Origin of the sequence: Paraburkholderia caffeinilytica (genome assembly GCF_051027425.1) — a bacterium.
Lineage (GTDB): Bacteria > Pseudomonadota > Gammaproteobacteria > Burkholderiales > Burkholderiaceae > Paraburkholderia > Paraburkholderia caffeinilytica_A.
Map to the genome: position 1 here is coordinate 2,484,710 of NZ_CP186552.1, position 14,714 is coordinate 2,499,423.

Consider the following 14,714-nt stretch of genomic DNA (forward strand, 5'->3'; position numbering starts at 1 on the left):
ATGCCAAAAATAACGAGAGGGGCTAACGCAGGCGCGCCGGCAGAAGATCAGCCTCGGTGATTCCAAGCTGCAACAGGTCCTCGGGAAGACCTTCCTGCCTCACGAGCGCAGCACAGATACGAGATAACGCAGGTGATGTCTTGATACCGTAGCCGCCTTGCCCGACCAGCCAGAAGAAGCCTTCAGCCGTAGCATCGGGTCCGACAACGGGCGACGAGTCTGGCGCGAAGGTCCTGAGGCCCGCCCACGAATGCGAAACCCGGTGCACCGTCAGCGTGGTCGCCTGCTCGAGGCGCTCGACTCCTACGGCGACATCCATATCGTCCGGGTAAGCATCCATTGGTACGGAAGGGGTTGCATCCGAAGGAGAGACAAAAAGCTGACCGGCGTCGGGTTTGAAATAAAATTCATCTCCGGCATCGTTGATCAACGGCCAGCCGGACATGTCGATGTCTTTGGGAACCGGGATGTTGAACGCGGTGCGGCGTTTCGGCATCAGACCAAGGGGAGCGACACCCGCCATCGCCGCTATCTCGTCACCCCATGCGCCCGCCGCGTTGACGATGACCGGCGCGCAGAAATCGCCCGCTCCAGTTTTGACCGACCACTGGCCATTCATGCGCTCAATAGAACTCACACGGGCATCGGTGACCACTTGAGCGCCACGTTGGCGCGCAGCCTTCAGGAAACCATGATGAAGGCCGTGCACGTCGACTTCCATGGAGTCGGGTTCAAAAAAAGCGCCTGCAACGTAATCGGCGCGCAAAATTGGCACGCGCGTAATGGCTTCAGACGGCGTCATCGCCCTGATCGCCGGGACCAGCGCACGCGCCCGCTCAAGTTCTCTTTCGAGCATGCCCAACTGGTCACCGCGTGCAACCGTGATCATGCCGCGCGGCATGAGGATCGGATGATCGCAAAACCTGGCGGGCGGATCGGACAGGAACGAACGGCTGCCGATGGCGAGTCGCCGAACGATCGCATTCCCATAGTTCTCGGTAAAACTGGCAGCCGAGCGCCCGGTCGAATGATATCCACACTGGCTCTCGCCCTCCAGGACGATCACCGACGCAAAGGCCGCGATTTCATAGGCGGCGCCTGCACCGGCAATTCCACCGCCGATGATGAGTACGTCGACATGAGTAGACTTTGACTGGTTCATGCTGAAAGCGCCTGGGAAAGATCGGCGATGAGATCCTTTACAGCCTCGGTACCGACCGATAAACGAAGAAGATCGGGTGGCGTTCGGCTTTCAGGCCCCTCCATTCCCCGGCGAATCTCTATGACTGTCTCAAGTCCTCCGAAGGAAATAGCCTGACGAATAACTTTTGTTGATGCTGCCAGTCGACGCGAGACCTCTTCTCCGCCTTTGACACGGAAGGACAACATTCCTCCAAACCCGCCCTGCATCTGTTTGCGGGACAGCACGTGGCCAGGATGCGAAGCGAGCCCGGGATAGACAACTTCGACGACCCTTTCGTGTTCCTGCAGAAAACACGCAATCTCCAATGCATTCCGGCAAATGGCGTTCATTCGCAGTTCGAGTGTGCGCATGCCACGCAGCAGAAGCCACGCTTCGAATGGCCCCAGAACAGCGCCGTAGTCATTGCGGATGTCGGCGAGTCGCTGCAGAAGCTCGGTTCTTCGTGGTCCAACGATCAGCGCTCCCGCCACCACATCGGCGTGGCCATTTAAGTACTTGCTGCCTGAATGAAGCACGACATCAACCCCGTGTTCGAGTGGCCTCGTCAGAATCGGCGTTGAGACGGTGTTGTCGGCGACCACCAACGCGCCGCACTCGTGAGCCAGTTCAGTGATGGCGCGGATATCGGAGACATGCCAAAGCGGATTGGCCGGGGTCTCTATCCAGACAATCTGTGCAGGACGCGCCTCAAGAATCGCCCTCAACCCATGGACGTCTTCATAGTCAGCCTCGGATATGTCGATGCCCCAGCGGCGCCCGTGAGAGAAAAGCCAATTCCGCAGACCCGAGTAAAGCCGCGTCGACACCACCACATGCGCACCTGGCGAAAGCGTCGACATTACTGCCGTTGCCGCTGCCATGCCCGATGAAAACAGAAGACACCCCTCCCCGCCTTCCAGCGTTGCCAACAGCACTTCAGCCTGCAGAAAGGTGGGATTGTCGTCCCGCCTGTAGGTGCGGCTGGCACGGTGAAGATCGGCTGGATCGCGCAGGAATGAAGTCGCGGGGTGGATGGACGGCCCGAGGCTATCAGATTGTTTATCAACCCAACCCAAGGCTTGTGCCAAAAGGGTTTGCCTTGCGACTGATGCGTTCAGCGACATTGTTTCCACTCCAAGTGTGCGTGCCGTTACCAACAAAGGTAAATTTGCAAAATGCATTTGTCAACACTATGCTATCGATTATTCGAATCAAAACGGTGTAATGTGACGGAGGGGGTCGTCGGGCACTTTCGCGTACATCTGACGCGTTGTCAGCAAGACGGCACCCTGAACGCTGAGGCAGAGCAGCGTGACCGTGAGGACGCACGCGGATAACTTTCATCATACAAACCAACATGGACATGCAATGAAGCTAGGCATAGAAGGCAAGACAGCACTTGTTCTCGGCGGCGGCGGTGGACTCGGACGTGCGATTGCAGTCTCACTTGCACGTGAAGGCGTCAATGTTGCGCTTGCAGACATTGACGCAGTGGCGCTGCAAAAATCTGCTGAAGCAGTAAAGGAAACCGGTGGGCGAGCGTTTTCGTTGATATGGGACCTCGCCGATCTGACGTTGGTCGAGCCGCGACTTGCCGCGATCGAAGAACACTTCGGCTCAGTGGACATACTTGTGAACAATACGGGCGGCCCCCCACCCACGCCCGCGTCGGGACAGTCCCCCGAGACGTGGCAGAAGGCATTCCAGTCCATGGTCCTGTCGGTGATCTCGATTACAGACAGGGTGTTGCCAGGAATGCGCTCGAAAGGATGGGGACGAGTGATTACGAGTGCATCGTCGGGCGTGCTCGCGCCTATCCCCAACCTCGGGATTTCGAACGCGTTAAGAATGTCGCTCGTTGGTTGGTCCAAGACGCTATCGCGCGAAGTTGCGCGCGATGGGATCACCGCCAATATCATCGTTCCGGGGCGTATTGCCACGGACCGCATCCGGTTCCTCGACAACGCGAAGGCTCAACGCGAACAGCGGAGCGTCGAGTCAGTGTCGGAGGAAAGCACGTCCTCCATTCCACTGGGACGTTACGGCGAGCCTCAGGAATATGCGGATGTTGTGACATTCCTTGCGAGCGATCGGGCCAGCTATATGACTGGCTCGACGTTCCGTGTGGACGGTGGCTTGATTGCAAGCTGTTGAGGTGCCAGACATCGCCCGCTCGTTCAGCGGCCGTACATTAGCCGTCAAGCGGGTGACTGAAAGTAAAGACAAGAACACCCCCGTGTCGACGGGGGTCATCTGGAAAACACCGGGGGCAAAGACTAACGCGATTGCGTCGTTGAAGAGACAGGGTTATTCGGTTCGCTCACTTTTTATTATTAAGGATACCGAATCGTCAACGATAACGAGAGGGCCGGGACGATCCTTCGGTTGGCCACGAGGTACGGCAGCGTCCGCTGCCAGTTATTGATCCAGATTCGCACGACGCCAAGGTCAGCGGGGGGACCCACCGGATCGAAAACCCTACTTCCTCAACCCTGCGACCCGACCTTCTGCTCTCTTTATAGTCGGGACTATCACTAAATATAACTAATTCCTGGTGACCAGCAGACTCGACCCAAAATTCGGCGGGAGACCGCCGTCCATCCAATTGAAATCAGCCGGTTCACTCGCGGAAGCGAATAACGCAAGCGTCCACTTCCAGCGGGATCCGCTCGCCAACCAGCGCTCGCCGGAATCAGTTCCTGCAAGACTGGATCAAAACTCAGCAGACCAAGGATGCGGCCGCATAGTTCGAAACCACTTGCAGGTGAAAAATCGAGGGAAACTTATACCTCACATCGACTCCCTGGCGGAGTACTCGGTGGTTTCCTGAACACGCGCAACCAGACGCGCCCGAGTACTTGGACCGTATCATGCCAAAAGGTGCGCTTGGCGAGACGTCGACGAGTTGACCGCATGCATGAACCCGGCCCCCATAAAGAATTCTTTACTCTTCCCCTGCGCGCTACCTAGACGACATAGCCATCCCCTAATTGTTCACGAATTTTGGCGTTTCTAGACTGCTCGGCATGAGTACTTTTCAAGGAGACGCCCCGGTGTTCACCATCACGAGTGCCATCCCACCAGAATTCGCTTCCGAATTCAAGCCGCCTCTGCATTGAGGATCCAAGGCCGACCGTTACCTTCGCACTTAGCAGCCCCGAACCCTCCTAATTCACAGGACGCCGCAATGACCCACCCGAAAATCGATGCACAGGACATAGTATTTCGCATACCTAAAAATATTCATGAATCTCCGGCAAGGAAAATCACTAGACTCAAGACTTCCTTGGTCGTAATAGGTATGTTGCTGACTTCCTCCTATTGCGCCGCAGCCACCGACGCAACATCGTTTTCCGGCACGGGTAATCCGAAGGTCGATGCTTTGCTCGGGCAGATGACGCTGGGCGAGAAGATAGCCATGATTCGTGGTATCGCGGAGCCGGCGGCAACGAACCAAGGACAGGCGGGTTATCTGCCGGGCATCCCGCGCCTCGGCATTCCACCGCTGCGTCTCGCTGATGGTCCTCCGGGCATCCTGACCCGCACTCCCTCGCCCGCGCTGACCGCGACCATGGGCCTGGCGGCCACCTTCAGCAAAAACGACGCTCGCAAAAACGGCGAAGTCATTGCGCAGGAAGCGAGGCGCCTCGGCATCGACGTGGTACTCGAACCGTTCATCAATATCGACCGCGACATAACGTTCCGGCGCGGCTACAACACGTTCGGCGAGGATCCCGTTCTCACCGGAGAGATCGGCGCCGCACAAATCAGCGGGACCCAGGACCGGGGCGTGATGGCTCAGGCGAAGCACTTCGTCGGCTTCGATACTAACGCGCACGACGTAACCATCGGCGCACAAGCGCTGCACGAGATCTATCTCGCCCCGTTTGCCGACGCCATCAAGGTTCGCGTCTCGTCGATCATGTGCTCCTACAACAGGATCAATGGTGCGTTCGCATGCGGCAACGACGCGGTGCTTAACAAGGTACTGAAGCAGGAAATGGGTTTCAAGGGCTTCGTCACTTCCGACTGGGGCGCCGTGCACGGCAACGACTACCTGAAAAACGGCCTGGACATGGAGATGCCCGGCATCGTGCCCGCGTCGAGCCCGTTCGCCGGCATGATGAACTCTTACTTCGACATTGCCAGCGGGAAACAGGCCGCAATGGACCCGAAGTTCGGTGTGCTGGCAGCGCTGTTCGAAGGAAGCATCCCTGAAGAACCGAAGCGCCCTCCCGTCAACTGGGCGGCCGAGTTCCCGGCTGATCAAAATCCGCAGAACCTCTGGAACGCAATGAAAGACGGTACGGCCGACGAAGCGATGGTAACTCGGGCGGCGGGGCGCGTGTTGAACCAGATGGATCGGTTCGGCTACCTCGGCGGCGCGCGCGCCAGAGCCCGCGACAACGCGCAGAAAGCCTCGGATCTGCCCATCAACGCAGTCATTCAGAAGACCAGCGAGGATTCTGCGGTACTGCTGCGCAACGAGAACGGCGCATTGCCGCTGAAGGCAAGCGACCTGCAATCGCTGGCGTTGATCGGCCCGGGCGCGGGACAGGTTGTTGCGATCGGCAAGGCGGGCGAGCGTTCGGTTGGCATTTCGGCGGATCAGGTCGGGCCACTCGACGCGATCAGAAAACTGGCGGCGAATGTGCGCGGCGCAAACATCGCATATGCCGTCGACAACGACATGACGGGTTCGCCAGTGCCCGCCTCGCTGCTGTCTCACGACGGTCAGCCGGGCCTTGTTCGCACAGCCACCGACAACGCGGGCACAACGCTCGACCCGTCCATCGATTTCACCACCCGGGGCGGAAATGCGTTGCCTGCAAACGGCAATGTCACCTGGAAGGGTACGCTCACGGTGCCTTCGGCGGGTCCGTACTGGCTCTATCTGCAGATTCTCGGCGCACGGGGCACCCTGTTCATCGACGGCAAGCGCGTCTCCGGCACCGGCTCAATGACAGGCGCGCTTCATGGCGACACCGTGCATGCCAACCTCGATAGCATTCTGCCGACTACCGATGGTCTGGACAACGTACGTGCAGCGGTCGACCTCACCGCCGGCGCACATGAAATCGCTGTGTCGATCTCCGGGGATACGTCCAACCAGCCTCAACAGGTCCGGCTGAACTGGGTGACACCGGAGGTACGCGAGGCCAATCGCGCAGCGGCGATCGCGGCGGCGAAACAGGCGAAGACTGCCGTGGTGTTCTTGTGGAGCCGTGGCGCTCCCGCATTCGGACTGCCGGCCGACCAGGACACGCTCGTCGAGGAAGTGGCGGCGGCGAACCCGAACACGATCGTCGTGCTCAACACCAGCCAGCCGATCGCAATGCCGTGGCTGGACAAGACGCGCGCCGTGGTCGAGATGTGGTGGTCGGGCGACCTCGGTGGCGTGGCGACGGCGAACGTGCTGCTCGGCAAGCGTAACCCTGCGGGCCGTCTGCCATTCACCTGGGCCAGTCGCCTGGAGGACTATGCCGCCACGGACCCGGCCCATCCCGAACGCTCCGGACAGGGCGTAAACGGCAAGACCGTGTTCTCCGAGGGCGTCGATGTGGGCTATCGGTGGTTCGACAGGCAAAAGATCGAGCCCCTCTATGCATTCGGCTACGGGCTTTCCTACACCAGCTTCAAATACTCGTCGCTCACCGTCCGCAATTCGAAGGACGGTGGGATCGATGTCGGCGTCGACATCCGCAATACCGGTCTGGTGGCGGGCGATGAAGTACCGCAGGTCTATCTCGGCGCGCCGCAAGAGACATCTGAGGACGCCCAGTTCCCGGTCCGTGCGCTGGTGGCTTTCGACCGCATCGCCCTGAAGCCTGGCGAACAAAGGCGGGTTGTGATGCACGTTGCTCCGCGACGCCTGCAGTACTGGTCCACCAAGCAGGATGGCTGGGTGACCATGCGTGATGGACGTCAGGTGTTTGTTGGGACTTCCTCCCGCGATCTGCGATTGAACGCCCCGCTACCGCGTGGCTGATTCGGACGATAGTTATTCAACGAAAAGACCATGCATAAAGCAAAATTCCTCGCGGTACAGTGCATCGCTGCCGCGGCCGGCACAATCGCCGGAACCACCGCCCATGCGCAAAGCAGCGTCACGCTCTATGGCCGGATCGATAACGGCATCGAATATATGTCGGGCATCCCGACTGCGAGCGGCGGCACGACATCACGCGTGCGCGCCGAGAGCGGCAACTGGGGCGGAAGCTATTTCGCCATGGAGGGCTCAGAAGACATTGGCGGTGGAACAAAGGCTACCTTCCATCTGGAAAGTGCGTTTCTCGCTACCACCGGACAGGGTTCGCCTGACGGGCTGTTCAACCGATGGGCAAGCGTCGGACTGAAGAACGACCACTACGGAGCGTTCCAGATCGGGCGCCAACTCTTCATCGCCAACAACATCGTCAGCTTCGATCCGTTCCTGCTCGGGTCATGGGCATCGACGTCCCTGACACGTGGCAGAAGCTGGATCAAGGCGAGCAACGCCGTGTCGTACCAGTCGCCGAAGATAGATGGCATCGACGTATACGGACAATATGCGTTGTCGAACGCCACCAACTGGAACGGCAACGGCACCACGTCCCAAGGCCGCATGGCGGGTCTGCAGATTTCATATGCGTCGGCGTGGATGCTGGTGCGGGGCATTTATGACGAAATCCGGGACCCGGCGAATGGCAAGTTCGACAATATCTACTCATACTCGCGGGAATATTTCGTCGGCGCCAATCTGTACCTCGGCCAGCTCAAGGTGCAGGGCGTTTTCCAGACGCTGCACGCCGACTCGGGCAGCACGACAACCCTTCAGCAGGAATGGGCGGCGATCAACTGGAGGGCACAGCCCGACATTGACCTGAAGGCCGCCGTGTTCCATGTGAATGCCAATGGGGGCGGCGGGAACGCGACGATGTACACCGTGGGCACCGTGTACTACCTCTCGAAACGGACGCAACTGCACGCCCAGTTGGCAAGTGTACGAAACAGTGCGAATGCAAAATTCAGCCTCGAAGCGAACTCGACGACAAGCTCCGATAACCCGCTACCTGGACATACACAGTCGGGTGCCTATGTGGGCATCGAACATGTCTTTTAATAACCTGTCTGTAGACTCCTTACTCTGAATCCGCGCGCCGCGCGTGCCGGCGCGAATGCTTATGCACACACATACCGGAGATACAGGATGAACCCGTCGATCACAAATACGCGTGCGGGCAAACGCTATACGTACGAATGGTACGTCGTCGCCATCTGCATGCTGGCTTACGTCTTTTCCTTCATCGATCGTCAGGTGCTTGCGCCTATGATCGAGCCGATCAAGCACGACCTCCATCTTACCGACGCGTAATTCAGCCTTCTGCACCGGTTCGCTTTCTCACTCCTCTATGCGGTGATGGGCATGCCGATCGCGCATCTCACGGACCGCTTCGCGCGGCCGCGCATCATTGCTTGCGGCATAGCGCTATGGAGTCTCGCCACCACGGCTTGCGGAGTCGGCCAAAACTTCACGCAAATGTTCGTCGCTCGCATGAGCGTGGGTGTCGGCGAAGCGGCATTGTCGCCTGGAACCTACTCGATGCTCACGGAACTTTTCCCCAAGTCGAAAACGGGACGCGCAGCGGGTTTCTACTCGCTCGGCTTGTTCATCGGGCTTTGTCAACTTGTCGAGGCTGAGGCGGAGAGACGGCGGGAAAGACCATCCCTCAGAAAGCGTAGGACGGATTTGGGGTGACTTCTGTGATTTCGCACCACGAAACGAATCGCTTTGCGAGTTGCTTGCGATAGAGTGAACGGCGCAGTAGATGCCGCTTGAGCGCGAAATGTTGCCGGATCGGCCCGAAGCACGAGAGGAATTTTTGTGTGCGTTTCGGGTCGCGAAAACCGTGCATACGACGCTCCCGTTCGTGCGTCGTTTGGTGGTTATTCTCTGCCCGGTTGTTCAGTCGCGTTGCCGTTTTGACGAACACGTGCTTTACGCTCACCAACTCCAGGATTTCGGCCTTTGCGGCTGGATAGCTGCGCAGTTAATCGGTGACAATCTCGCGCGGCACGGGGTTCGAGCGCAGCACATGCTTGAAGAGACGTTTGGCCGCGGCTTTATCGCGCCGCTTTTGTAACAAGATGTCGAGTTCGGCGCCGTGCTCGTCGACTGCACGCCACAGCAAGTACGGCTCGCCACGCAGCGTGACGAACATCTCGTCGAGCTGCCATGTGCTACCGGGCTTGCGCCGCGCGGCTTTCACCCGATGAGAAAAGCCCTTGCCGAACTTGTCGCACCAGCACCGGATCGTCCCATATGTCACGATTACCCCGCGCTCGAAGAGCAGTTCCTCGACGTCGCGAAAGCTCAACTGAAAACGGAATACCAGCGCACGGTGCAACTGACCGACACTGCTGGAAAACGATGACCGTGATAGAGCGATTTCGATTTCTTCATTGCGCCATCTTACGCGACCGATCCCGCAACTTGACAACGCCGTCGCGAACTACGCAGTGATTCGAAGGCATGAGGACTGGTGACCTCATAAACGAAATGACGATCAATGTACAACAATGCCGCATCTGCATCGACGTCAGCCACGACGTTACGGTCCCAGAGCTTTTCAAAGAGAGTCTGTGGGCGCATTCAGCTCCTCAACTACGTATGACGCCCTCGCTGCGTTGTTAGCGCATGATAAGGCGTGCGGTTTAGCGGATTCCGCCCGCAGCGCGAGTCTATGGCGACCTGTGGATAAACGGTCGGCGGCGTCACTGACCCGAGATTGCGATGGCCCTCTTTTGCTGCGGCTCGCTCGCAACGTTGGGGATTGACATATCAGGACTGCAGAGGTAGCCAGCCCCGCCAATGCCGACCCCGTTCCGGCCGATCCTTCACCTCCAGGAGACGGCGGCACCTCCGACTCACATTTCAGAAACTGTGATTTATACCGAGATTCGCGGCAACGGTCGTTCCGGGAGGAAAACCTGTGAAGGTTTGAGGGCCGCCTTGCGAGTTAAGACCGGTTCCCATGTTCCCCTTATTGTTGACCACACCGACCTGCGCATACAGCATGGTTCTCTTAGACAATAGGTATTCCCCATTTAAACCGTAAAGCATTGACCGGTTCTCGCTATGATCCTGGTCGCGGGAAGCATAGATTCCGAGGCCTATCTGAATGTCCGGAGAAATCCCATATGCTGCGCCGGCAGCATAGACATTCACGTTTCCGATTGCATTCGCTGGCGCCTTAAAGTTCGTTACGACCGTGCTGACCCGAACCGGCCCAAACTGGTATGACACCCCAGCAAGACGCGCGATTGCCGAAGGTTGACCCAGGCTGTCGTTTTCATGATAGTAAGCGACCTCAGCAAGCAATCCATGGCGAGAGTATTTCCCCGAAAACGCCATGGCAGCCGATGCCTTGAAGTTTCCGGCCATACCGCCAAACCCATACATCGCGGCGCCGCTAAAACCAGCCACGTCCGGACTGGAATAGCTGACCGTGTTGCTATTTACGACGCCAGCGCCGCCGATGGTAGCGAGGTACGGAACAATTCCACTCGCGTGGTTTGGAAAATTCTGAGGATCCGTGTCTATGACAGCGAAAAAGAAAGGCGAGAACTGCGTGCCGGCCCTAACGGTTCCCACCGGTGTTTCAGCTTCGACATAGGCGAATCGCCCGAAAAAGTTATCGTTGCCGTTGGACAGTGTGCCGTTCCCGCTGGAAAAACCGCTTTCTAGTTTGAAGCCGATCTTCACGCCGTTGCCGAGATCCTCCTTACCTGTCAATCCCCAGAAGGAAGGGTAGAGTCCCCCATCCAAAAACTCGTATGCCGATCCGGTGTTCCCAGGAGATCTGCTCTGGTAATAGACGCTCGCATCAACGTTTCCATAAAGAGTGATGCTGCTCTGTGCCATCGCGCTCGTAGCGAGGAAAAATGTTGCTGGCCAGAACCAGTGCTTGGTAAGTTTCATATATCTCCTCCTGTTTATAGCATTGCTGAGGCGATTCTTTTTAACGATTCGCCCGCCTTTCTTTTAATTAGTAAAACTTATTAATGTGATTAGTTCATTTTAATTTTTCCGTCGACGCCGATGTTGCGTCGGCGCCGTGCGTCTTTACACATTAGTTTTTCGAACCTCGACATTTCAGTTCGTAAGTCTTGGTAGCAACTCTCTAGAAGCTACCAGCCCTCGTAAGCTTGAACTGGATCGACGCTTGAACTACCGCAGATTCCGGGGCGTGAAGCCGGAACCACACGGATTAAACCCTACCAATAACCCGGTCCGGCGCTCGTTTTTGTGGGTCTTTTTGATCACATCTGTATGACGAAAATGCTGCATGTCAAAGCAACTAGACGAGCCAGCGCAAAATTAATGTGGGCATCTGGATTCCAGACGCTGGCACCCAAAGAGCAACAATTGACCCATTGGAAAGCCGCCCCTCTTCCCAAAATTCTGCCAGATCGACAGCCAGGTCGGCGACGGCCATGTTCCCGTATTTCTTCAATAGATTCTGGTAAACATGGTCATTTACTCCAGCGTCGACGAGCCCTTTTATCCATTTGCTGGATTCCGCTCCGATATGGTGAGCAATTACCATATCGACATCCGACAACTCGAGCCCCGCCTTGGGCAGGGTTTTACGCAATGAGTCCACCAGCAGCTCTTCTGTGTCAAGCTTCTCGACCATCGAAAAGTCGCCGAGACTGAAATACGCTCCTGCCTTGACCTCTACCCCAGCCTTCTCCGCCAGGTGGGGATTCTCAAGCTCCTTGATGGTCTGAAATCCAGACTGGTAGGCGTTCCCATAAGTTTCGTGGTGGTATGCAAGAAACTCGCATTTCAGATTTTCCCCGGAGACGATTGCAGCCCCAGCGCCGTCCCCGAACACCTTGGCGAGCGGTGTCGTGCGGTCCACACGTTGCCCCTCGTCCGCAAACTGTGACGTGGCGACGACGATAAGAACCCGTTTGTACGCCCCGCTCTTTACTAGGCTCCAGGCAACATTCGATGCGTCGAGAAAGCCTGCGCACGCGTCCATGACATTCAGCACGGGCGTGTCGACATTAAATCCCAAGGCATGGTGAATATGGGTTCCCACCATCGGCATCAACTGCTTGCCTCCACAGTTCGAGGCGATGATGAAGTCAATGTCCGACGGTTGAAGTCCACTCGCTTCAAGTGCTTTTCTGGCGGCTCCGACAGCCATGATTTCTGTGGCGTCTTTGTCCTTGAGCGCTCTGACTTCATCCGGCAGTACTTCCGGCGCGAATAGTTTCCGCGCATGGTCTGGCAATTCGGCGACCAGGTCATCCAGATAAGCGAAGTCGCTTTGTTTGATGATAGTTTCCGGGACGTATTTGACAACGGTCTCGTAACCGATCTTTTGGGCTTCCATACAATCTCCTGTTTAGTTTGGCGGAACGTTTCCGCCTCTTCTGGTATTGACTAGTCCGTCAAATGCTGGAAAGCCCACCGCTTATGCCGGAAAACTGGCGTGCCTCAAGCTATCTACAGAGGCGATTCACGTCATGGCACCGGTCGGCAGGCTTCCACTGTAACTTCTAGAGTCGTTCGGGAGTCCGGTGCTTAATGTAGCAGTTGTGAGCTGATCCACATTTGCATGGCATCCGCAGACAGGGTGACAAGGTCTGGCTGCCCAGCGAGGTAATGGTTGCCACCGCCTACCAATCTTTCCTCAAGCCGTGTACCACCGGCATCCTTCCACGTCCGCGCGGTGCTGGGAAACGTCGAGCCATCCGCGGTGTGCGTCATCAGTAGTATTGGGACAGAGGTCTTCGCAAGATTGGCGGGGCCATCAGCCTGCGATTTTGACGACCACTGGGACAGCCATGATCGCAACGTGTTAGATCGTCCCATTGCGTTCGCGCCATAGTTGACCTGACGCGGGTCACCCCAAATCGACCCCGGCGACCTGTCGTTCGCGTCGAGCGACAGGTCAAGGAAACGCGGGTCGCTGTGCGTCCGATAAACGAGAAAGGTCTGATCCTGGGGACCGCTCGGGTTGGAACGCAGCATCCTTAACCGCGCCTCGACCCATTGTTCGATGCGCTCCCGCCGCGCGACTTGCGCGGCGCGAAACGCGCTCACGAATCCGGCGCTGAAGGGCGCAGTCAGGCCGTCGCCATATAAATCCCATCGCGGATCGGTCGAAAGCGGATCTCCCTCATCGATTATTGACGGGTCGAGCCACTCAGCAATCAGCCTTGAGCGTCCAAGGTGCGCGGCCGAGAGAATGATACCGTCCGCCGGAGGAAGATCCGCTGCGCTCAAATGAGTTGCAAGCCCATCGGCAAAATGCGTCGCGGTGAGGGACTCCGCCTGGGCCTGATAAAAACTCGCAAGCGCTGCCCCCCCGGAGTTGCCGATCAACACAATCTTCTGATAGCCAAGTCCTCTCAAATGCTTCACGCCCGCACCCAAGTCCTGAAGCACCTGCTCCATCAATAGCATCGTGTCGTTGCCGGCGTATCGCGAATTCAATCCCATACACGCGATTCCGCGCTTTGCGAGCGGCTGCAGCAGATAGTGCCCCATGAAGTTAGACGTTGGGTGCATCAGGATCGCCGCAACATATCTGTTTCCGGTCTTTGGTGGCTCGACCAGGGCGCCGAAAATACGGGGCCGCAGATTCTGCAAACCGGACTGGCTTTCCATCGATACGCCGGGCCGAACGTCAACGACGACCAACTGTTCCGGTAAATCGACGGCGCTCATACGGCAGCCTCGTTAGCTGCTCCAGCCCGCCGGACATACTTTTCTGCGTTCCACTCACGCAGTAGGGAATGCGCTTCAGTTGCGTGCGCCTCCATCACGTCCTCACCGACCGTCGGCGTCGTGAGTTCAACGCGCAAGCCGTTCGGGTCGAAGAAATAGATCGAATTGATTATGTGGTGATCAGTCACCCCCAGGACAGCGACTCCGAGCGCCTCAAGCCTGGCTTTTGCGGCAAACAATGCTGACTGCGAATCGACCCTTAGCGCAATGTGGTTCACCCAGGCGGGCGTGTTTGGAGATGGTTCAGCCGCGGCCCCATCGTCCAGATCAAAAAAAGCCAGATACGAACCGTCTGTCATCTGGAAAAAAATGTGAACATAAGGACAGAACTCACCAGTCGAAGGCACGTGGTCGAGCTTGATCAGATGAGCGAGCGGCAAGCCGAGGATGTCCTCGTAGAAATGGCGGGTCTCTTCCGCATCCTTGCAACGCCATGCAAAATGGTGAAGCCCGCGAATCGGGCTTGGGTCCGGCAGCGTACCGGAATCGTGGGTCGACATAAGCGCTCCTGATGGCAAGGTCGATGTTTTAGCGGCGCGTAGCGGTGCCGAAACTCTAATAGTCTGTTAATGAACCGGGCGTCGCCACTTATTGCATCCGTGGGATTAAGCGAATGGTCGCGCGCCGCGCCTAGGGCGTCTGTCCTGATTGATAACGACAGCCGGGAAACCCGGTGGCTTTTGCGAGCAGGCCGTTTCGTCGGGAATCACCCTATTTACTTGGCTCAGCTCCTGACGCATAAGA

Annotated in this window: 10 protein-coding genes and 2 pseudogenes; 5 read left to right on the forward strand and 7 right to left on the reverse strand. The window is 57.6% G+C overall.

The annotated features are described in order from the left end of the window. Positions 1-22: 22 nt before the first annotated feature. Positions 23-1,162: an NAD(P)/FAD-dependent oxidoreductase gene (locus ACOSV0_RS10845; RefSeq protein ID WP_434106180.1), complete on the reverse strand. Its 1,140-nt coding sequence runs from the start codon at positions 1,160-1,162 to the stop codon at positions 23-25. After that, on the reverse strand, positions 1,159-2,307 hold the full coding sequence (locus ACOSV0_RS10850; protein WP_434106181.1) for a trans-sulfuration enzyme family protein: 1,149 nt from the start codon (positions 2,305-2,307) through the stop codon (positions 1,159-1,161). The genes ACOSV0_RS10845 and ACOSV0_RS10850 overlap by 4 nt, the downstream gene beginning before the upstream one ends. Positions 2,308-2,551: 244 nt before the next feature. Here ACOSV0_RS10850 and ACOSV0_RS10855 point away from each other — a divergent pair, with 244 nt between their 5' ends. The 5 genes and pseudogenes from ACOSV0_RS10855 to ACOSV0_RS10875 form a co-directional block, all read left to right on the forward strand. Beyond that, complete coding sequence (locus ACOSV0_RS10855) at positions 2,552-3,337, forward strand: SDR family oxidoreductase (RefSeq protein ID WP_434106182.1); 786 nt, start codon at positions 2,552-2,554, stop codon at positions 3,335-3,337. Between the two features lie 52 nt (positions 3,338-3,389). Continuing rightward, positions 3,390-3,608, forward strand: a complete 219-nt coding sequence (locus ACOSV0_RS10860; protein WP_434110245.1) for a hypothetical protein — start codon at positions 3,390-3,392, stop codon at positions 3,606-3,608. A 762-nt stretch (positions 3,609-4,370) separates the two neighbouring features. Further along, positions 4,371-7,172 (forward strand): glycoside hydrolase family 3 protein, encoded by a 2,802-nt coding sequence (locus ACOSV0_RS10865; RefSeq protein WP_434106184.1) that lies wholly within the window; start codon positions 4,371-4,373, stop codon positions 7,170-7,172. Between the two features lie 30 nt (positions 7,173-7,202). Then, a complete protein-coding gene (locus ACOSV0_RS10870; protein ID WP_434106185.1) occupies positions 7,203-8,285 on the forward strand; it encodes a porin in 1,083 nt (360 codons plus the stop codon). Between the two features lie 87 nt (positions 8,286-8,372). Continuing rightward, positions 8,373-8,840: pseudogene (locus ACOSV0_RS10875) on the forward strand (MFS transporter); the annotation flags it as partial. Between the two features lie 52 nt (positions 8,841-8,892). Here ACOSV0_RS10875 and ACOSV0_RS10880 read toward each other — a convergent pair. From ACOSV0_RS10880 to ACOSV0_RS10900, 5 genes and pseudogenes are all read right to left on the reverse strand, one after another. Beyond that, positions 8,893-9,626: pseudogene (locus ACOSV0_RS10880) on the reverse strand (IS6 family transposase). A gap of 471 nt (positions 9,627-10,097) precedes the next feature. After that, on the reverse strand, positions 10,098-11,144 hold the full coding sequence (locus ACOSV0_RS10885; protein WP_434106187.1) for a porin: 1,047 nt from the start codon (positions 11,142-11,144) through the stop codon (positions 10,098-10,100). Between the two features lie 379 nt (positions 11,145-11,523). Further along, entirely contained in the window at positions 11,524-12,570 is a 1,047-nt protein-coding gene (locus ACOSV0_RS10890; protein ID WP_434106189.1) for a 3-oxoacyl-ACP synthase III family protein, read from the reverse strand. A gap of 191 nt (positions 12,571-12,761) precedes the next feature. Next, positions 12,762-13,910, reverse strand: a complete 1,149-nt coding sequence (locus ACOSV0_RS10895) for an alpha/beta hydrolase (protein WP_434106190.1) — start codon at positions 13,908-13,910, stop codon at positions 12,762-12,764. Further along, positions 13,907-14,470 carry a VOC family protein gene (locus ACOSV0_RS10900; RefSeq protein WP_434106192.1) on the reverse strand — a complete coding sequence of 188 codons (564 nt, stop codon included), beginning with the start codon at positions 14,468-14,470 and terminating at the stop codon, positions 13,907-13,909. The genes ACOSV0_RS10895 and ACOSV0_RS10900 overlap by 4 nt, the downstream gene beginning before the upstream one ends. Positions 14,471-14,714 lie beyond the last annotated feature (244 nt).